At 44.2% G+C, this 21,403-nt stretch carries 12 protein-coding genes; 6 read left to right on the top strand and 6 right to left on the bottom strand.

Translation table 11 applies throughout. From position 1 onward, the window contains the following. The first annotated feature begins 306 nt into the window (after positions 1 to 306). Positions 307 to 3,582 (top strand): VPS10 domain-containing protein, encoded by a 3,276-nt coding sequence (locus FM019_RS04280; protein ID WP_143834660.1) that lies wholly within the window; start codon positions 307 to 309, stop codon positions 3,580 to 3,582. Between the two features lie 146 nt (positions 3,583 to 3,728). On the opposite strand, the gene FM019_RS04275 is transcribed toward FM019_RS04280, so the two are convergent. Next, positions 3,729 to 4,616, bottom strand: coding sequence for an AraC family transcriptional regulator (locus tag FM019_RS04275; RefSeq protein ID WP_143834659.1), 888 nt, complete (start codon positions 4,614 to 4,616; stop codon positions 3,729 to 3,731). 253 nt (positions 4,617 to 4,869) lie between these two features. On the opposite strand from FM019_RS04275, the gene FM019_RS04270 reads away from it, so the two are divergent. From FM019_RS04270 to FM019_RS04250, 5 genes are all read left to right on the top strand, one after another. Next, complete coding sequence (locus tag FM019_RS04270) at positions 4,870 to 5,445, top strand: nuclear transport factor 2 family protein (protein WP_143834658.1); 576 nt, start codon at positions 4,870 to 4,872, stop codon at positions 5,443 to 5,445. A gap of 302 nt (positions 5,446 to 5,747) precedes the next feature. Further along, a complete protein-coding gene (locus FM019_RS04265; protein WP_143834657.1) occupies positions 5,748 to 6,707 on the top strand; it encodes an alpha/beta hydrolase in 960 nt (319 codons plus the stop codon). Positions 6,708 to 6,746: 39 nt separating this feature from the next. Further along, positions 6,747 to 7,598 (top strand): nuclear transport factor 2 family protein, encoded by an 852-nt coding sequence (locus tag FM019_RS04260; protein ID WP_185969182.1) that lies wholly within the window; start codon positions 6,747 to 6,749, stop codon positions 7,596 to 7,598. 219 nt (positions 7,599 to 7,817) lie between these two features. Then, positions 7,818 to 8,933 (top strand): aldo/keto reductase, encoded by a 1,116-nt coding sequence (locus tag FM019_RS04255; protein WP_143834655.1) that lies wholly within the window; start codon positions 7,818 to 7,820, stop codon positions 8,931 to 8,933. A gap of 235 nt (positions 8,934 to 9,168) precedes the next feature. Continuing rightward, entirely contained in the window at positions 9,169 to 10,386 is a 1,218-nt protein-coding gene (locus tag FM019_RS04250) for a glycosyl hydrolase family 28-related protein (RefSeq protein WP_185969181.1), read from the top strand. Positions 10,387 to 10,537: 151 nt separating this feature from the next. Here the strand turns inward: FM019_RS04250 and FM019_RS04245 are convergent, their stop codons facing one another. The 5 genes from FM019_RS04245 to FM019_RS04225 all read right to left on the bottom strand — a co-directional run bounded on the left by FM019_RS04245 (position 10,538) and on the right by FM019_RS04225 (position 21,182). After that, the gene (locus FM019_RS04245) at positions 10,538 to 12,289 is read right to left on the bottom strand and encodes a hypothetical protein (RefSeq protein ID WP_143834653.1); all 1,752 of its coding nucleotides are present in this window, start codon (positions 12,287 to 12,289) and stop codon (positions 10,538 to 10,540) included. A 15-nt stretch (positions 12,290 to 12,304) separates the two neighbouring features. Next, the gene (locus FM019_RS04240) at positions 12,305 to 17,368 is read right to left on the bottom strand and encodes a diguanylate cyclase domain-containing protein (RefSeq protein ID WP_143834652.1); all 5,064 of its coding nucleotides are present in this window, start codon (positions 17,366 to 17,368) and stop codon (positions 12,305 to 12,307) included. Between the two features lie 18 nt (positions 17,369 to 17,386). Continuing rightward, positions 17,387 to 18,103: a hypothetical protein gene (locus tag FM019_RS04235; RefSeq protein WP_143834651.1), complete on the bottom strand. Its 717-nt coding sequence runs from the start codon at positions 18,101 to 18,103 to the stop codon at positions 17,387 to 17,389. Between the two features lie 10 nt (positions 18,104 to 18,113). After that, positions 18,114 to 18,917: a gamma-glutamylcyclotransferase family protein gene (locus FM019_RS04230; protein WP_143834650.1), complete on the bottom strand. Its 804-nt coding sequence runs from the start codon at positions 18,915 to 18,917 to the stop codon at positions 18,114 to 18,116. An 87-nt stretch (positions 18,918 to 19,004) separates the two neighbouring features. Continuing rightward, positions 19,005 to 21,182 (bottom strand): alkaline phosphatase family protein, encoded by a 2,178-nt coding sequence (locus FM019_RS04225; RefSeq protein ID WP_143834649.1) that lies wholly within the window; start codon positions 21,180 to 21,182, stop codon positions 19,005 to 19,007. Positions 21,183 to 21,403 lie beyond the last annotated feature (221 nt).

Raw genomic sequence — 21,403 nt, 5'->3', positions numbered from 1 at the left:
ATAAATTTTACTCTGCAGCTAGTGAATATTAAGACTATTAGCAGGGCACAGCTTTGTCAGCATTTATGATATTCACTTTTCATCTCAAAGAATCTACTGCGATTGAATAGATCATACTTATGGTTTAGCTTAACAATACATGCATACTGCGAGCTTAATTTTATTCGTTGCATGACCAGTGCTTTATGCGGATTGGTGTTCGCAAAAATACGCAAAGGAAAACGTGAGTAGTAGCCATTTCATGCGCCCTATCATGATGTCCAACAATAAAGTAATGACCTTAAATTTGATTTACAGGAGACTTGCATGAAACTGCTTACTACCGTTGTTTTACTAGTAACGCTAGCTTCCCTGCCACTACAAGCTGCCAAAAAAGACCAAACTGGTTTAATGACCGACGAACTCTTATCTGGGATGACACTTCGTAATATTGGTCCAGCCTACATGTCGGGGCGCATTGCGGACATTGAGATTGATCGGAAAGATCCTTCTATCTGGTACGTAGCAGTAGGTTCTGGTGGTGTATGGAAAACCGAAAATGGTGGTATTACATGGAAGCCGATTTTTGATAAACAAGCCGTTTTTTCTACGGGTGATGTAACCATTGATCCTAGCAACTCCAATATTATTTGGGTCGGCACCGGGGAAAACAACGGTGGTCGACACCTGAGTTTTGGCGACGGGGTTTATCGCTCACTTGATGGTGGCGAAACATGGAAAAACATGGGATTGAAGCAGTCAGAGCATATATCAGATATTATTGTTCACCCTACAGATTCAAATACCGTTTGGGTTTCTTCTCAAGGTCCGTTGTGGTCTAAAGGAGGACAGCGGGGATTATTTAAAACAACGGATGGCGGTAACACCTGGGAGAACGTGTTAGAAACTGATCAGTGGACTGGGGTGACTTCTCTCGTTATTGACCCTCGTAACCCAGATAAACTTTATGCTGCTACTTGGCAACGGCAAAGAACACTACCTGCCTATGTTGGCACGGGCCCAGGCTCAGCCATTCACACAAGTGATGATGGTGGTAATACATGGCTGAAACTAACTGAAGGCTTACCCAAAACAGATATGGGTAAAATTGGTTTGGCGATTTCCCACATCAACCCTGATGTTGTTTATGCTGGAATCGAGCTAAACCAACGTAAAGGTGGCCTTTATCGCTCCGCGAACCAAGGAGCCAGTTGGACAAAGATGTCTGACGAAGTGGGCGGTGGCACTGGCCCACATTACTACCAAGAAATTTTTGCCGACCCTCACCGCTTCGACCGAATTTATATGGCGAGCAACTATAGTAAATACAGTGATGATGGCGGCAAAACCTGGACCCCGGTTAACGTTAAATACAAACATGTCGATGACCATGCAATGGCTTTTCACCCTACGGATAAGGATTTTCTGTTAATAGGCAGCGATGGTGGGGTTTACGAGACGCAAGATGGCATGGAAAAATGGCGTTTTATCTCTAACATGCCCATTACTCAGTTCTACAAAATAGCCGTTGATGATAGCAAACCTTTTTATTACGTTTATGGCGGCACGCAAGACAATTCCTCACAAGGTGGACCATCTCGAACCACTAAAGCTCATGGTATAAAAAATAATGATTGGTTTTTGATCCTTGACTGGGATGGTCACCAACCTGCCACCGAGCCCGGTAACCCAGATGTAGTTTATGGTCAACGCCAACAGGGTAATTTAGCTCGTTACCACCGCAAGACAGGCGAATACGTATCGATTCAACCTCAAGCGAAGCCAGGCGAACCTGGTGAGCGATACAATTGGGATGCACCCATTTTAGTTTCTAGTCATGACCCTAAGCGTATTTATCATGCATCACAAAGAGTATGGCGCTCTGATGATCGAGGAAATAGTTGGCAGGCAATCTCCGGTGATTTAACTAAAAATGAAAACAGAATGCATATGCCCGTGATGGACCGCACATGGTCTGTGAATTCCGGTTTTGACCTACTCGCGATGTCTAATTTTAATACCATCGCCAATATTGCAGAATCACCACTGGACGAGAATATTCTGTATGCGGGAACCGATGACGGGCTCATTCAAGTCACTTCCAATGGCGGGCAAGATTGGAAACGCTATAGCATTGGCAAAATTCGAGGTATCCCTGAAACCGCCTACGTAAACGATATTCGTGCCGATCTGTTTGATAAAGACACGGTCTACGCAGCGTTAGACAATCACAAGTATGGTGACTATAAACCTTATCTAATTAAGAGTACTAACCGTGGCAAATCATGGAAATCTATTGCGTCCAACTTGCCAGACAAGCACCTAGTGTGGCGCATTGTTCAAGACCATGTGAATAAAAACTTACTCTTTGTAGGCACCGAGTTTGGTTTGTTTTTCACCGTTGATGGCGGTCAACAATGGACTGAGCTCAATGGCGGAGTACCCACAATTTCATTTCGTGACGTGCAAATTCAGCGTAGAGAAAATGACCTTGTAGCAGGTAGTTTTGGTCGCGGTATTTATATATTGGATGACTACACACCACTGCGTTCAATAAACAAAGACAACTTGCAAAAAGAAGCGTTGCTCTTTACGCCTCGCGATGCACTTTGGTATATCCCCGAAAGTTTGCATACAGATTCACACGGTGATTTTGAGTATCGCGCTGAAAATCCAGATTTTGGCGCTACCTTTACCTATTATCTGCGTGATGGCGTTAAATCATTGTCTAAACAACGAGAAGAGCAAGAAAAGAAGGATATAGAAAAGGACAAATACCCCCTTTATCCTTCGTGGGATAGAGTTGAAGAAGAGTTAAGAGAAGCTGAACCCGAAGTTTATGTACTCATCAAAAATGCTCAAGGGCGGGTGATTCGTAAAGTTGACTCAAAAGTTGAAAAAGGACTTCATCGTGTCACCTGGGATTTGCGCATGCCGTCTGCAAACGCGCTGGGAACTTCCTCTAGCTTCTTTGGTGATACTGGGCCTTTAGTCGCACCGGGTGAGTACAGTGCTTCGTTGTATGCTACCGTAAATGGAAAAACATCTGAACTCACTGACTCCGTAAGCTTCAAGGTTAAACCACTTCATACAGAAACTGTTCCCGGTGGCGTGTCACCGCAGCAGCGCTCAGCATTATTACTTGAAGTTGAAAATCTTAGACGTCAAGTATCAATGGCGAGCGGCCAGATAGGCGATCTTAAAGCCCAACTCAAATCCTTTAGAATGGCACTTGATCGTTCATCAGCGGTAGCTGGTAATTTAGAACAGACCTATCATCAACTGCGCACTGCCGTTTTTGCCGCACAGGAGACACTGGACGGACAGCGCTCAAGAGACGGCATGGGGACCTCACCTGCTACGGTTTCTAGCCGTTTGTTTATGATCGAATTTGCCCGTGCCAATACATGGGGACTAACGTCAACGCAGAAAGAGCAAATGGTGTTTGTACAAGATGCCCTTAACGTTCTGTTGCCACAGTTGAACAATTTGCAGCAAACTGAATTTCCTGCTTTTAAACAATCGTTACTTGAAGCTGGAGCCCCTTGGATGCCTGCAGGATTGATGAAAGAAAAGTCTGAAGAGCCAGTTGAAATCGATTAGTCTTTATTTTGTATGAATATTAGGGGGTGACGAGCGATATAATGTGAGCCTCCCAAATGCCGATAAAAGAGTCCACACTTCGACGGATTTGTGGGCTTTTTTGTATTTGCAGCTCAAATGTACGATGACATAAATAGATGTGCAAACTAATTCTTCAATATAGACATTCGGTACTCTTTAGGCGTGATCCCGATTATTTGCTTAAACACACGGGAAAAATGCGCTTGATCAGAAAAGCCGCAGGATAGTGCTATATCAATTTTTGGACGCTCTATGTCGGATAACATTTTTTTAGATTGTTCAATGCGATATGCCATGACAAATTGATGTGGTGTATGGCCAATGGTCTGTTTGAACAAACGTGCAAAATGGGCGGTGCTTAAACCGGCTTGAGTTGCCAAATCTTCGACATTGACATCTGATCCAAAGTTCTGCGCGATATAATCCAACACTCGCTTATAGTGTTTTGACGTAAAACTGCTATTAAAACTAATATCGTCATCGCTCTCCAATCCATATTTTTGAATAAGCTTTACAAGGAAAATACGGGTGAAACTTTCGAACATTACTGCAGAACCAATTTTACTGTGTAGCGCTTCCATTAATAGTATCGCTGCTTGAGTAATATCATCGTCAATAAATTGGGGAATACTTTTCAGTTGCACCTTGTTTAACAATATACCTACTTCCGATGTCGCAAATTTTTCCAGTTTTGCGGGTTCCAGAGTGATTACAATGACTTTGGATTTCTCGTGCCATTTCCATCCAGAACGTATCCCTGCCGGAGTAACTACGATTTCATTTTTATGAAAAATAAAATCTCGGTGTTCCCCATCGCGCCAGTTTTCTACGCGTGTGTTTTCCTCTTTTAGGTTCACAAGAATATGATGCTGGGAAAATACTTCGCTTGGCATTTCTCCGGGCTCAGCTTCAAAAAACTCTAGATGTAAAAGTTCAGTCGCTGTCGCATTTAGAAGTTCTTGGCTATTGACCAAAGGTGGCTCTGGATATACCTCTTGATACTTTTTTGTCACGTCAAAGGTTTCCTATGCTCGTCATTCACATTAACTAATCAGAGGCTGAAAAACATGCTCAATGTTACTGGTTTCTAATCACGTAATATACTTTTTTGGGGCACATATTCGTGCGGTTTCAGCTAAAAAATACGTTTAGCAGAATTCTTCAATAAATAAGCAGGTAGCGACAAACAAAGTAGCTAGCAGTTATCTAAACTGAAAACCGTTATCAAAACGCTAACCGCTAAACTATATTTAGAGGAGAACTAACATGAAAGTTTTTACGGCAACTTTGGCTTTACTATTGGTCGTTACCATTGGGGCTTTACCATTAAGCCATGCGCAACAAAAGGTCATTCAAGGTACCCAAATTACAATTGAAAACAGTGTAACAGTGCAGGAGCTGATTCGCATTGCAGATTCACTGGATACTGCGGTTGACAGAAAAGATTGGAAGGCTGCTAGAGAACTATTTACTGAGCAAATAGAGGTGGATTTTAGTTCGCTTGTGGGTGGAAAACCTTCAAGTATTCCTGCAGATGGCCTCATTCAAGGATGGTCAAATAACTTGAAAGCGTCAAAATTATCGTTTCATATGCGCAGCAATCATTCCGTGCTGTTTAGGGATTCACATAACGCTACGATGACTAGCAGTGGATATGCTTGGAATAGAATGGAAGAAGGTGCTTTGCCTGAGAATGGAGGTGATGCGCTATGGGAAGTTTGGGGTAACTATGAGCACAAGTTTGTGAAAACAGCAGATGGATGGAAAATTTCAGCGATGACTTTCAATATGGTCGCTGAGCGCGGTAATGCTTTTGTCCGCAATACAGTACCAGAGTCTTGATCGGTAATCATCCCAACACATTTGAACCCCAAAAAACCTGCTGGTAACACCGTTTATCAGCAGGTTTTTTAATATCTGCGTTGTATATTTCGTGACCATTCCAAATTCACACTTTCAAAGCTTGCCAATACTACTATTAATTTCCGCTAATTTTCGTCCGCAGCATTTTCTATTTGCACACAAAAATCGCAAAGCAGAATTCTTCAAAAAATAAGCAGGTAGCAACAATCGCCTGAGTCGTGATCTGAGTAACCTTATTCTCGTCAACAACGTTCAACTACGAAAATCTGAGGATATATCAAATGAAACAACTCATTAGAACTACTGCAATCGCTAGCTTAATTTCACTGTCTATTGCAGGCCAGTTGCAGGCTGCGTCCAAGCAAACAGTAACCTTTCAAAGTAACGGTCAAACACTCGTGGGAGATTTATATTTACCGGACGACTATGCATCGGGCCAGAAGTTACCCAGCATCATAGTCTCTGGTTCTTGGACATCGGTAAAAGAGCAAATGGCCGGGGCTTACGCTGAAAAAATTGCCGACAAGGGATATGCTGCACTCGCCTTTGACTTCCGCGGATGGGGCGAATCAGCCCAGGGAACGCCACAATCGTTAACCTTCGTTGAGGACCCTTATGAAAAAACCCAGGATATCCTCGCTGCTGCAGAATTTCTCCAATCTCGTCCTGAAGTCAATGAGCATCAGCTAGCCACATTAGGAATTTGTGCTTCAGCTGGGTATGCCATTGACGCGGCTCACTTGAGTCCGGAAATTAGTAGCGTTGCCGTGGTAGCTCCATGGTTACACGATAGCGATATCGTTGATCAAGTCTATGGTGACAATGTACCTTTGCTGCTGAGCGCAACGGCCAACGCGAAAGCTCAAGACGCTCCCGTTATTTTAGAGGCAGCCAGCGACACAAACCAAAATGCTGTTATGTATCAAGCGAGTTACTATACCGACCCTTCAAGGGGTGCCATCAATGAGTACGACAATAAATTTAGCACATTGTCTTGGGAGCCTTGGTTAACCTATGACGCAATACAGACTGCGTCCAGTCTTAATGACCCCCTTTTAATGGTTCATTCAGAAGCAGCAGCCATTCCTCAGGGCGCAAAGAAATTTGCACAAAACGCGGGAGACAATGTATCCCTTGTGATGTTAGAAAATGTCACTCAATTTGATTTCTACGATGAACCCGAAGCAATGCAAACTGCTATTGATAAGTTGCATGTACATTTTCAATCTTCATTCAAATAGGCCAAGACGATGAATCTTATTATTAAAGGAGTACTTGTAATGGTTATGCTTGTTTTAAATCCACATTTTGCCTTTGCAAATGTCAAAGATGAAGCACAAATTAAAACGATTGTTGAGAGTGTCGGCACCCTTGCAGACACTAACAACTACGAGTCACTAGAGAAGTTATATGCCCCAGAAATACAGGTGGACTACAGGTCTTTATCAGGTGGCGACATTGAATTAAAAAGCCCCCGCGCGCTAATGACCCAATGGGCAAGTGTTTTGCCTGGTTTTGACGTAACACGCCACGAGATCAGTGACATAAAAGTGAGTGCAAATGGTGTTACCGCAACAGCAACCGCGTCTGTCGTAGCCGATCACTATGTTGGTTCTTTATTCTGGCAAGTTCGTGGCAAATATACCTATCGTTTTGTCAAAGATGCAGCAATCTGGCTGATCACAGCACACAAGTTTGAATTGTTGGAAGAAAGCGGTACTCGAGACGTTTTTGCAGTTGCGGTTGAAAATGCAAAGCAAAACCCACCCAATTATTTAATTCGACACAATAGCCAAAAAACCGTTTCAAAATTTGTTGAAGCAATTGAAGACCAACATCCAGCTTCCATTGCAGGTTTGCTATCCGATGATGGCGCAATTTTTGAGTCGACTCATTTGGCAACGATTAACAAGAAGATAGGTAAGACTAAAATCACCATTGATTATATGAGGAATGCTCGCAATGTGGGTAAGAATCGAATGATTTATACCATGAAAGACCCAAACTTAATTTTGATTGAGACCAGATCTAAATTAGAGGAAAGTCACTTAGAAAAAAAGGCTGCAAATTGTTTTGTCGCTCTTATCCATTTGGAAAACGACAAGGTCAAAATGATCCGCGAATATAGTTAGTCAAACTCATTGATAACTCAATTATCAACACTTTGAAATAAAAGAGCCTTGTTATTAACAAGGCTCTTTTATTTCATACTCTACACCCATTGTTGCAGTTAATAACAAATATCAGAATTCTTCAATAAATAAGCAGTCTACTTCAATTTTTGTCGATGCTGTTTCAATAAACTGATCAGGCTTTCAAATTACTTAACTGATGAAAAAGAGGAATCAACGATGGATTATTTCACACTCGGAAAAACAGGTTTAAAAGTATCACGCTTAGCTTTGGGCACCATGACATTCGGTGATGACTGGGGCTGGGGTGCGGATGAAAAAAACTCCAGAGCACTTTTTGATATGTTTATGCAAGCCGGCGGGAATTTTATCGACACAGCCGATTTGTATACCGGAGGAAACAGTGAAAAATTGCTAGGAAAATTCATAAAGGAAACCGGTACACGGGATAATGTTGTGCTAACGACGAAGTTTAGCTATAACACAGAGCCTGGAAATGTTAATGCTGGAGGAAATGGCCGCAAAAACATTATCCGCGCACTTGAAGGTTCATTGAAGAGACTTGATACCGACTATATTGACCTTTATATGTTGCACACTTGGGACAAGGTCACGCCAGCGGAAGAGGTTATTCGAACATTCGATGATCTGGTTCGTTCAGGTAAAGTTCGCCATGTCGGTATTTCTGATGCACCCGCTTGGTACATCGCTCAATTGCAGACTTTAGCGACAGAACGAGGATTAGAACCCTTAGCCACAGCGCAATTGGAGTATTCTTTAGTTGAAAGAAACATAGAACACGAATTTGTGCCTATGGCTCAGCGCTTGGGAACTAGCCTGATGGCATGGTCTCCATTGGCTAGTGGGCTGTTGTCGGGTAAATACAAACCGTCAAATAATGAAGTTAAAGGTGAAGGTCGTTTAGCAACAGTTGCTGGATCGGGTAATCCAGCATTTGAGAAATTTTCAGACCGTAACTTTAAAATAGTAGCCGAATTGGAACGCGTGGCGGATCACCTAGGGCGATCAATGGCCCAAGTTGCGCTCAATTGGGTGGCTAATCAACCTGGCGTTTCATCGGTGCTAATTGGCGCAACAAAAGTCACACAATTACAAGACAATCTTTCCTCACTTGATTTTGAGATCCCGAAAGACTTAATGGAAGGTCTAAACAAGGCCAGTGCTCCAGAAGTGAAAAACCCTTATTCGTTTTTCACACCCGCCATACAAGGTATGATTCACGGTGGGGCAAGCGTGGGAGATAAGCCGTCAAGCTACTATCAACAAACTTTAATTCAAGGTGAAGGTGCAGGCGTAACAGCGGATGCAGATTAGCCAAGATACTTGTAGTTCTTGTAAGCGTATTTGAGAGTCGGCTTTATTAATCAGAAAGGTAAGTCATCCCAAACGAGGGGCATAATCGAAGCTAACCACTGTTTTTAAAAGGCCCGAATGGCGATATTCGGGCTTTTTTGTTTGAACAATATTCACCCATTTCTGTTGAGTATTTGTGTAATCTCGTTAGAGTGGAGCGTTTTGATAATCAATACACCAATCAGGATGTTTTTACGTGAGTAGTAATAAAAATATAAACATTTCAAAGCGCAGCCTTTTAAAAAGTGCAGCAGTGGGCGTTGGGGCAATTGCAATCAGTGCAAACGCTCAAGCAAATAGTCAATCAACAGCGTCTATTGGAAAGGTGAATGTCAGGGATCATGGTGCAGTTGGAGACGGTGTCACCGATGATCTGCAGGCCATTCAAGCGGTATTAAATAATAATGATGATGTTTATATTCCTGCTGGCAATTACTTGCTGTCAGATACACTCGTCATCCCCAGCAATATAAAGCTTGAAGGGGCAGGTGGTTCGACAAATCTCATTGGAAGTCAGCAAAATTCACCTGTAATTATGACGTTCGATGGCGTCAGTTCTTCAACTAATTCGAATCAAATTGTTCGTGATTTTAATGTCAGTGGCGTAGGAAGTTGTGCTGTGGCGTTTGTACATCAATCAACATCCGTTGTTGAAAACATCAGTATCGACGGCTTTACAGGGCAGGATGGTTTTGTATTTGAGTACAGTTGGAGTAATCGTTATGTTGATTTAAAAAGTAATGGCGCTGTACTTACGCGGTCTGGTTTCCAGTTTAATAAAGTGGTACTGGATTGTTTGTGTGACATGTTTTATACCAGTAATTTGTGTGATTACGGTATCAGACTGGATCGTGACGAATTCCAATACAGCGTCGGGTCGGCAGTTGGCCTGGGCAATGTTCGATTTAATATGCCAACTGTTCAGGGAGCGAATATCGTTGGGTTCTATTCGAATTATAACAACGTTACCGTGCACAATATGTACACTGAAAACAATGCGCGCTTGATTCAAATCGGTGAAGTTGGAAAAGCGGTTGCTGCGAATACTTCTTTCTTTACGTCACGTATAAATGGCGGCCGTTCTGGTGTGTCAGACATACTAATTGAGAACGTAAGTTCCGTATCATTCTTTGATTGCGACTTTGATAGCTATCCGCTGATAATTGGTGGTGGGTCATTGGCGGATATCCAATTTTACACACCACGTGTTACCGGAAATCTCGACTTCCTCGACGTAATTAAACGTAACGACAGCACCTTGTCTTCTTTCCCAGTAACGATTCACAGGCAAGTGGGCACTCACTACAGTGAGATGGTTCTGAAATCAACGGGGTGGAGTTGGAATATGCAGCGAATGACTGTAGACAACCAAGGGAATTGGCAATCGACGTCCTGGACGCCTCCTAAAGTCTAGCCCGCCTTTTAAAGTGCATGTCAGTCAGATTTTGTGACTGACATGCGTCTTCATAGAAAATGTCAAACTAGGTGTCTGAATGAACACAGATTTACCTAGCGTTATCTCCCCGCTTTTTAGCTCACTGATGCTTGCAAGCAAACGCACTGGTTTATTCTGAAAACCTCACCTGCAGCGTGTTGTCAGCGATCGAGAATGTCGGTTTAAGATTATTCACTGAGTTACCCGAGAATAAATCTACGTGTTGTGGTAATAGATTTGGTGCTACTAGCAGAGTGTAAGGCGTATCTGCTGCGATGCTTTGTGATCCCTTGACCCAAAAGGAAAAATCAGTCTTTTTATTTAGGTTCAACACTCCACTGACTACTAACCCGGTCGTGTTTTCACCCAACTGAACGGAAATGATACCGCCCGTAAGGGATAATGTGCCAACAGTGACTGGTCCCGTGTGATAACCCAATTCCAATTCGCCATTGCCTTCCAAAACAATATGGGCATTGCCACCGCAAGCGTTATCATAGAAGGCAATTTTTCCACCATAGCCGCCATGAACACCGCCTTGTGCAATCAAGGTCGCTTCACCAGCCGTTGTTGAATTGGAAAACACCGTATAGCCGCCCGTGGCATTTTTTGCATAACCCCCTCGATTAACAATCGTTGCCTTTCCCGCAGTAGGAACCTGAGCGTTGGGATCCGTAGTTGAACTATCTGATGTGTACATGGCAAAAGAGGTATACCCTGCTGCGCATCCTTCTTTGACACCTGGATGGTTATGGATAATTGACTGGCCTGCTGTTGGAAAATAGTTGCTCGGTAGCGTAACGCTGAACTGTGTATGTCCGGCACTGGATTTATCCGCAAGTGTGCTGCCATAATTATCGATATTGGCCTGAGCAGCAGTGGGGGAGCCGTATCTGGCGCTAAACGACGTATGTCCACCTCCTCCTAATTCACCATCTCTGGCACCGTAATTTATGAATTTACCCGAGGCAGCGCTCGCTGCTTGTGGCGCATCTACGTATGGCTTATTGTTATTGAAGCTGGTTACACCACCGTAGGCTCCAGCTGCTGAAGCCGCATAATTATAAAAGATCCCGTTACCAGCATTGGCCTGAGCATCGAATGCAACGTCTCCCCCGTTAGCGCTGGCATGGGTGCCACCTTTATTGTGAAAAACGGCTAAGGCGGCGGTTGATAATCCGTAGAATTGTGTATTGCCGCCATCACCTTTGCTAACGGTGCCCCCGACGTTTTCGAAAGTCGCATTGGCTGCAGTCGCATTATCATGAAAGACAACATTACCAAAAGTATCACCATCAGACCCTAGGGTGCCATAAATCACGAATTTAGCGTTGGCCGCCGATGACGTGTCACTAAAAGCAACTTCTCCGCCAACCGTGCTACCTTTTTTAGGTGGCACGCCTGCGCCTGTCCAAACAGAAAACAGTGCTGAGCCTGCATTGCTGTGTTGTTGAAAACTTAACACCCCTCCGCCGTAGTCGGCTTTAGACACAGGACCCACACGATAATACATGTCTTTGTTGCCTGCGGTCGCGCTTTGTGTAAAGACCATCTGCGGATCATGAAAACCGCTGCTGCGCGCGGCGATAATGAATCGCTGCTGTGAGCTGGAATGATTAAATATACCAGCTCCACCGAGGGTCAACGCGGGCTGTTTAGCACTGCCAAACAATAGAGTGTAACTGTCTGCGTCTTCACTAAATTCTATGGAATCAACAGTTGAATTTGCTGAATCACTAAAACTAATGTGCGTTTGTAAGGCTTGTGCAAAAACCGCAATATCAGTTGGCAGTCCCTCAGGAGACCAATTGTCTGCATTATCCCAGTCTGCATAAGGTTTGGTTGAAGAAGCACTTACACTTGGGTTCCAATCAGATTTCATGTTGTATTCCGTAGGTTATTGAGCTGACACAAGCACTTTATTACGTCCACTATGTTTGGCTTCGTAAAGGTTGTTATCTGCCTGTTTGACAAGATTTTCCGCGGTGGTGTGCATGACAGGGACTGCCGTAGCAGCCCCGACACTTACCGTGACCGTTTTACCTGTTGGCGAGTAGGCGTGTGGAATATTCAATGCTTCTACTGCACGACGGGCTTTTTCCCCTAATATTTCGGCGCCTTTGGCATCAGTATTAGGCAATATAAGGATGAATTCTTCGCCCCCATAACGAGCGATAAGATCTGCTGGACGACGCAACTCTGCTTGAATGGCCTTGGTTACGTCGATCAAGCATGCATCGCCATTCTGATGACCATAGTTGTCATTGAAATGCTTAAAATGATCAACATCGATCATTAATATCGATAAGGGTTGCTGCTCACGCTGCAAAGTGGTCCATACCTGTTCAAGGTACATGTCGCCTCGGCGACGATTTGCTACACCAGTCAAACTATCGTGATTAGCCAGCCTTTGTAGCTCTTTGTTGAGATTTTCAAGTTGTTCAGTGCGTTCGACAACCTTTTGTTCCAATGTGCGGGAGTGCTCTTGAACCTGCTCATACAAACGGGCATTTTCAATAGCAACTGAGGCTTGCGCCGCCAGAAGACGTATGGTTTCGACCCTTTCTTGAGAAAAGACACCGGTTGCTAGATTGTTTTCTAAGTACACAACACCTTCGAATCTAGCGCGTTTAATCGGAACACATAATACTGATTTTGGTTGAAAACGATGAATGTAAGGATCTTGAGTAAACTCACCGTCACTGTGCGCCTGATGCAGAACAATCGCTTTATTGTCATGGAGGACTCGCATGATCAAACTAACGGGTGCCGGAATTAAGGAACCGTCGTTTAAAGATATCAGAGTGTGTTTGGGGACTTCATCTGTATCAAGGGCTGGTTCTGGTAATATCGCACTTTCTACTTTTAACAACCGCTGTTCGCAGGCGATTAAACATCCCCATTGAGCGCCAGCATTTTCGAGCAAAATATGAATGGCGTTTTGGAGAAGTTGATCCAACCTTATTTCACCAGAAATTGCCCGCGATGCTTTGAGCACCGACGCCAAGTCAATATCTGCGTGAATATTCCCTTGTTCAGAATTTTTTATTGGCGATAACATGTCTCGAAGAACCGGAAACTCAAGTTCCAATTGCTTGACTTTGCGGTGTGCGCCCCATCGGTCAAAAATTCGATACGCTCCACGTAGATAACCTTCTGCACTGCGCCACTTACCTGAACCTATTAGTAATCTTGCCGCACGCTCACTGGCGATGGCTTCATCTCGAAGAAAGCCGTGTTTTTGTGCCAATTCAATCGACTTATCGAACAGATCTAAAGCGCGATGCAATTTACCAGATACCTGCTCGATTTCTGCTGACATAAGATAGAAAAGGTGTCGGAAATTTGCTTCACAATTGTCCGCCCAACGACTCATGCGCATAAGATCTTTTTGCATTCTGTCTAGCGTATCGGCTTGCTGAGACTCGGACATATTGTGATATTGTTCTGCGAGAGTCAGATTCGCCACAAGGTAATATCTGACTAATTGCGGGAGCGACATTGCAGATTGAATAAGCTTATCTTGCTCTTGTAGATGCGTCATCGCCTTGTCGTATGCTCCGTGTAAAAAACACGCTTCCGCCTTGTATATGTGATAATTCGCAAGTCCTGTTTTAAAGCCTCTTTTTTGCATGCCAAGCAAACAGGTTTGCTCGTCAAAGTCTTTGTCGTTAAAGCTTGTTGGGCTGGTCGTGAGTCCTAACAGGTTTCGCTGCAACTGCAAAAACAAGGTTCCTGAATCCAAAGAGTCTTGATAGGCGCATTCCCGCACGATAGCTAGATTATCAAGGTGTTTACGGTGCGCAGTTTCCAGGTCGAGTTGAGGATCCCATATTACGCAATCTTGAGCGCTGTAAGCTAAATAGAGCAAGTCTCCGGTCTGATATCCAGCTTCAATGCCTTTTTTAAACCAAGGAGTGAGTGTGGACCAATGCTCACTCCAATGGTGAACAAACATAGCATACAGATAAATCACTCGTGCTTTTAACTTCAAATCGCCCAGTTTTTCGTTGATGGCCAATCCAACTTTTCCAAATTCATAGCCCAGAGCGGGTTCGTCCAACTCTCCACATAAAATCATCCCGTAAGACGCATAGGCAAATGCAGATTCAGGGCACAAACCACTGCGCAAAGACAAATTCACTGACTTGAGCACGAGATAAGGAAAAGTTTTCCCGGTGCCAGACAGAAATGCTGCCGCAAACACTTCCATGAACAAACGCATTGCAACCAAGGTTTCTTGGTTAGTTTCTTCTGGTGCGTTGACCAGACTTTCAATGCTTCGCCCCCCCAAATTCTCAATAACCAATTTTCGTTCATAGGCAATATCTGTTTCATCGGGATGGCTAGGAAACTCAATACCCAGTAGCGCAAGGCCCTCAATCGCCGATTGCACAGACTCTTGCATACGACCAAGGGTCGCAAATTGCCTGGTGCGAATAGCGAGGACTTCACTTTTTTCCAGATTACTACAGGCTTGCTCAAGCATGACCTGCAACCATTTATCCGCAGCTTCGGTTCGCCCGGTGAGGTAGTTGCATAACTGCAATTCTGTAGCAAGCAGTCGCATAAATTCGGATTCGTTTTTCGAAACACTTGAGTCCATTAATTCCTTTGCAATGGTGACATAGTCCAGAGCGACCTCGTAGGCAGATGCGCTCCTTGCCCGTTGTCCCGCACGTAAATTGTGCTTTGCAAGTTGGACTTTTTCGCTACTGGAAACGATTAACTCACGCCCAGCATTGAGATGCTCAACAATGTCTATTAAATCATCCGCTGGGATATGCTTATGATGCTGCTGCAACAAAATCTGTCCAATTGACCAGTGAACTTCACTGAGTTTAGATTTCTCAATTAAGCTGTATGCGGCCTGTTGGACCCGGTCATGCTGAAAACTGTAAAGCGCTTCAAAATCTAACATTTCGCGACTTTCTGCGATCAATCGATAGTCATTGTGTAGTGGTCGGATTGTGTACTGTTGCAATGCAGGCAAAAGCGCGCTGGCTGTTTCATCAATCGGTTTTTGATAGATTTGCGCTAAGGTTTTCAGGTCAAACCGGCCACCTATACATGCTGCCAATTGCAAAAGGTTTTGTGTACTTTGGTCTAACTCTCTCAAGCTAGCAATCATGAACTCAACGACATTATCGCTCACGCTTCGCCAATCTGCGCTGCTTAGGTCAAAATGCCAACTGTCAGAGTTTGGATCGGGTGAAATGGCACCAATTTTATGCAGATGACGGAGTAATTCGTTGGTGAAAAATGGATTGCCGAGTGCCTTTTGAAAAAGTTCGTCGCTCAATGGTCGAACGTCGTCTATTGGACGGGATAGGGCATCGGCCACCAACTCTGCCACAGACTCTTTTTTCAAGGGCTGCACAGGTAATTGGGCAATATTAGTTTGATGGCTTAGGTCGTCTAACATGCGTTGTAGTGGATGGCCTACAGACACTTCGTTACTCCGATAAGCGCCGATTAGTAGAAGATGACATTGCTCTTTGTTACTCACTATATGCTTGAGCAAATGCAACGTCGGTAAGTCGCACCATTGCAGATCGTCCAAAAATAGCACCACAGGATGACCTTTGTCGGCAAAAACGCTAAGAAAGTCGGTCAGCACAAGGTGTAAACGATTTTTCGCCTCTGCTGGAGGCAGCTCTACCACATCGGGCTGCTCACCAATGATGATGGCCAGTTCTGGCACAATGTTGACGACTAGCGCTGCGTTAGTTGTCAGCGCGTCTTGTATTTTTACTCGCCAGTCACTGAGCCGCTCTTCCGGTTCGAGCAGTATTTGGTGAACAAGTCCTTTTAACGTGTTGCCGAATGTCGAATAAGTATCACCTTGATGGTATTGGTCGAACTTTCCTTGCACGACAAAGCCACGTTCTCTGGTTTGATATTTGTCGAGTTCGTTAACCAATGCTGTCTTACCCACTCCCGAAAAGCCGTGAACCAGACAGAAACGGGTATGACCTGATATTGCTTCTTCGTACAAGGCGAGTAGCTGATTTAGTTCCTCTTCTCGTCCATACAACCCTTGTGGAACTAGGAAAGTGTGGGCATTATCCATCTCTCCCAACTCTGAAATATAGCACTGTTCTCCTTGGCTAATTGCGACGTTTATTTGTTCCAAATCGTGGATAAGGCCCCTAGCACTTTGGTATCGACTATCTGGGTTTTTTGACATTAGCTTCATGACAATGTCGGATAGCGTTAGTGGAATAGACGCCAATAATTCGTGAGGCGGTGTTGGTTGCTGGCTAATATGACAGTGTACCCATTCTAATAAACTGTTGGCCCTGAAAGGACGCCGGCCGGTGAGTAACTCGTACAATACGACACCCAAAGAGTAATAGTCAGAACGGTAATCTAAATCCCTATTCATACGGCCCGTTTGCTCAGGTGAAACATAAGGCAGTTCACCTTGCGGTTGCCTCGATATCTGCGCAGCCTGTGGTTCTTGTCCAAGTTCAGAAGAAATTCCAAACCCCGATAATGCCAGTTTTTTGCTGATGGGGTTTATCAGAATATTTTCTGGGGTGATGGCTTTGTGCACAATGCCTTTTTTGTGCAAACGACCAAGTGTCGCAGCTAAAGGCAAAGCAATATCTATAACATCTTTAACGGGTAACGCGTTGCCTTTTGCTTTGAGAAGGCAGCCTCTAAGTGACATCTCATACGGGTCAAAGACCAAGGCTAAATTACCACTCCCATGAGGCAACATCGCGTGAACACTGCATATACCTTCAACGTCTATTAAACGCTGGCAAATAGCACCTTCTCGACGAATTTCTGCAATTTGCCTGCGGCTCGGGTAGTCGGTATTCAGTGTTTCAATGACAACGTTAATATTGTCGTGTTCACGACAGGCAAAAAACGCAACTCGGTCACCATGTTGTGAATGAACACGGCCTATTTTATATCCCGGAAGTGCAAGCGTTCGGCTAGTTTTTGTCACAGCAATGTCTCAAAATGATCAGATGTTGAACAATCGCGAAAACGTATTAACGAAGTCTTCTTTTGCGGTGTTCAGCAAGGGTTTGCCATGGCCACATAGTGCATGCTTGAAGGTCAGAGATTTTAAACGGATAAAATCATCGGCAACTGGGCATGCGACCTGCTGCCAAACTGGACCAACATTCGCTGGGGTAAAAAAGCCCATCTCCTGCATCATTTCAGTGGATTGTGCAGAAAAATAGCGGTCTGCTTTTTCCCAGTTTTGAATCGCATCGCATCCGATTAATATGCCTCCTTCTCGAGACAATAGAATGATACTTTCCGGCACTTGGGTCTTTTCAAACATAAACACAGAAGCATCAGCGATAGGTAACACCGAATCTGTGTTTAGTACCTGCACGTCATGGCAGTTATGCTCAGGATCAATCCCAGGCAAGGTCCAGTATGTGGCTTGATATCGGTCTAGGTAAAATGCATCATCGCGCCCATGTAGAGCACCTACGCGGATAACATCTGTTACACTTCCCAACGAGTCTAAGTGATTCAATCCTTCTTCATCAAGCCGAATACTGTTCAAAATGATTAGGCGCTTTCCTTCCCTAACGACAACCATGTTTCTGCTAAACTGCCAGTCTTTGTCCATCAGAACGGTTTCCATGCTGCCAGTCACACAAAAAATGTTAGGAAAAACTTCGTCAAATGTGCCATGCGACAGTGCGTCAGGGAAATGAGACATATTTACTACCTTAGTCGAGTTCATAATTGTAATGCCCAACAAAGCGGTATTCTCTGGCATATTCATGCAAATAAGCGTCGAGGTAATGTTGCTGAGCTTCATTAAGTCGTCCGTGGCGTATCATGTCCAGCGACTCGTCCTGCGTACTGGTATCCATGCGTTGTAAGTGAAAAAGGGTCATGTCTCTACCACCAAAGAATCCCTTTAAAAATTCGTGTCGAGGTTGAGCATCGGACATATCAAAGACACAGCCATGCAGTGCCGTATAAAGCGGTTGCGATGTTAACATGCTTGCATTGAATTCAGGATGCTCTCCAGCAGGCAGCGTAAATTTTGGGTAATACTGCGGTTGGTGAACAGGGTGCGTCATTAGTTGACGTATGTAAGTTGCATCTAAACCTGCTTCCGTTGCACCTTTTACAACAATATTTAGGTAGCGTTGGCTCGGCAGGCATTGGTTATTGATGAATGCTGGCATACCTATATAAGTTGTGGCCTGCGACGGCTTTTGTGGGTCATCAAGTACGCTAACATTAACCTCAATCCTATCATAGCCGTATCCATAAGCCTCTGCGTCATCAAGGTAAGGTAATGCGGTGGAATCACATATGTGCAACATGCCCAGAACCTGATCGTTTTCACATCCGGTATATTCGATATTGCCCACGCCGCCCTCATGGCGAAAAAAATGCTCAACGTTAAATTTCAAACGCCAACCTGTTAGCTTCGCACGCCTTGACGACAGCGGCACAACGCCTTTGGCGCGCAGCGACGCTATGTTCATATTAGAGCCAAATCCAAAGTAATGAATCATGTTGACGACTACTGACTATCCTTACATTGAAGAGTTGCAAAACACGCAGAACACAACATACCAGACTGGGGTTTCAACATAAAAGATTTATTCCTTTTTTGGGTAGGTTTTGTCATAGGGTGGAACTAGGTTTGGCGCATCAGTGCGTGCTTGAGATTGTTGAAATACGGATTCGAATGTTGGGGCAACTTCCATCCTATCTCCGAGTGCCCATTTGTCTTTAGGGATCCCAAACCAATGTAACAACGTGGCAGCAAAAGAAGTGGAATCAAATGGCGCGTCTTGTTCTGAACGTAAAACGGTGTGAGGTTTTATCCACGGAGAAACAAAAACGGCGGGCACTCTTGGCCCCATTAAGTTATAAGAAAATCCGTTATTTAAGTCATTTGGCCAGGGTTTCCGCGCATAAGGAGGCTTAACGTGATCATAAATTCCATTATTTTTGTCGAAGGTGACAACTAACAATGTCTCTTCCCATGCAGGTCCTTGTTTGATGGCATTATAAATTGAATTTAGGGCAACCTCCGCAGGAACTAAATCGCAGCCTGGGTGATAAGACGTTGTACCCTTTTTCTTGTACCAGTAAGGCTCCAAATAGCTAAACGCCGGTAATGAGCCTGATTTGGCATCGGTAATAAACTGATCGAACTGTGCAAAATAATCATCAGGGTTGGCGTCCACCGTGGGGATTTGGCCTTTGAGGTACAATTGATTGGTGAAAATACCCCCTTTCCATTCCATTGAATAATAAATCTTCCAGTCACTAATTCCGTAATTCCAAAGGACCTTCCAAATAGATTGGCGATGTGGCGAGTCTGGAAAATATTCGTAGGCATCGCCCCCCTCCCAAGTACCTAACTTATTGTAAGCTGACCCGGTCACAGAGAACCCGCGATTCACGTCTGTACCGCCCGGCATAGAGCAGAACCACTGATCAGACACAGCAAAAGCTTTGGCAAGCCCGTTTAACACCGGAAGTTGCTCAGCAGAGAAGGTTTCCATGACTTGAGGGTTGGCGTTATTCAGAACAAATCCTCCCATATCAGGTTGGCCATTCTGCCAATAACCTTCAACGTCAGTGAACATCTGTTGTAATCCGTCCATCGTGTTATGAAAAGGATCTTGTTGTAAAGCCATCAAATTCCACTGATCACTTAATTGACCGTCTTTGAATTTGCTGACCTTAATTTTGTCGCCCTGAAATTCATTGTAATCTTCCGTGCTGGCGCCTTCGAAGGGCTGATCTGAACCAATAAAATGGCACTTTTCCTCATCTTTTTCGTAGAGCCAACCCAACACATTGTCGAAGGAACGACTTTCCACCATGTAATACACAACATGTTTAATTTTACTGCGCATAAATTCCATACTTCCGGCAGATGGAGCTGGGGCAGTTTGTACCGGTGCAATAGACTGGAATGGCGTGAGCAGTGAATCATTGTCAATGTAGTCAGGTAAGGTTCCCTCTCTTAATGGGCCGACCAAGCCGCTGTCGGAATCGGGGTTGAATGACCACAATCTGTAGTAATTATCACGTTTGCGCCAATCCAAAATGACATCACCAATCGCGATCAATTGGTGTTCGTGGTTGATATCGGACCAACGGCCTTGAGTAATTGCCGGCAGAGAAAGTGGGACCGGCTGTTGGGGATCAAAGCTCCATATCGTGAAACTGTGCCCATCGGGGTGGCGGTCAAGCACGTAGTTTCCGATTGGTATTAACGTATGACCCTTTTTAATAAGGGGGAAGTTCCCTTGACCCAATCCAAAATAACTTGGCAAAGGATCTTGCGGACCGGTGGGCGTCGGGCAAGCATCAAAATTGAACAATCGAAAGGTCCCTCGCCCCTCGGAAAAAAGCGTGTTCAATACAAAACTGCCCACAGACGTGAGTTCGATATTGTTGCCTTGATTTGGGTCGGTACTGTAATACGCACGGTAATCAAAGAATTTGTTTTTATCCCAGAAACCACTTTGTATCGAGGTCTCATTCAAAGGGTCAGATGAAGCGGGATCAAACTTAACGACTTTAAAAGGATATCCATTTTTGCCGGCTTGTTGAGTAAGTGGTCCCCATTGCAAAACGTATTGCCCACTTTGGATAAACTGCCATGATTCGTCGAATGTACCGGGTTGGTCAGTGGCAACGGGCGTAAATAATTCCGCTTTATCTGGAGAAAACTGATACAAGGAATAGTTATTAGTGTTTGAAGAGCGATGAATTACATAGTTGTTGCTTGGAGTGACGGAGTCGGAAATTGGCATTGAGCTTTCCTTCGGCTTCTTATTTAATGCTGCATTGAATGCTCAATGTACCAAAAAACAACCAGTTATCTATTAAAAAGTCATACAAAGTCGTTGATAAGGAACAATAAGCTACTCCGCAGCCGGCGTTTCAAATTTTTCCTTCAAGCTAGTTTAACTCTTGGTTAGACATAGATTCGGTTTTCTATAATTGGCACCTGAAAGAAATTGCTCATTCGTTT

The sequence above is a fragment of the Aliiglaciecola sp. M165 genome (genome assembly GCF_007197995.1).
Lineage (GTDB): Bacteria > Pseudomonadota > Gammaproteobacteria > Enterobacterales > Alteromonadaceae > Aliiglaciecola.
This window is presented reverse-complemented; position numbering and strand designations above follow the sequence as displayed.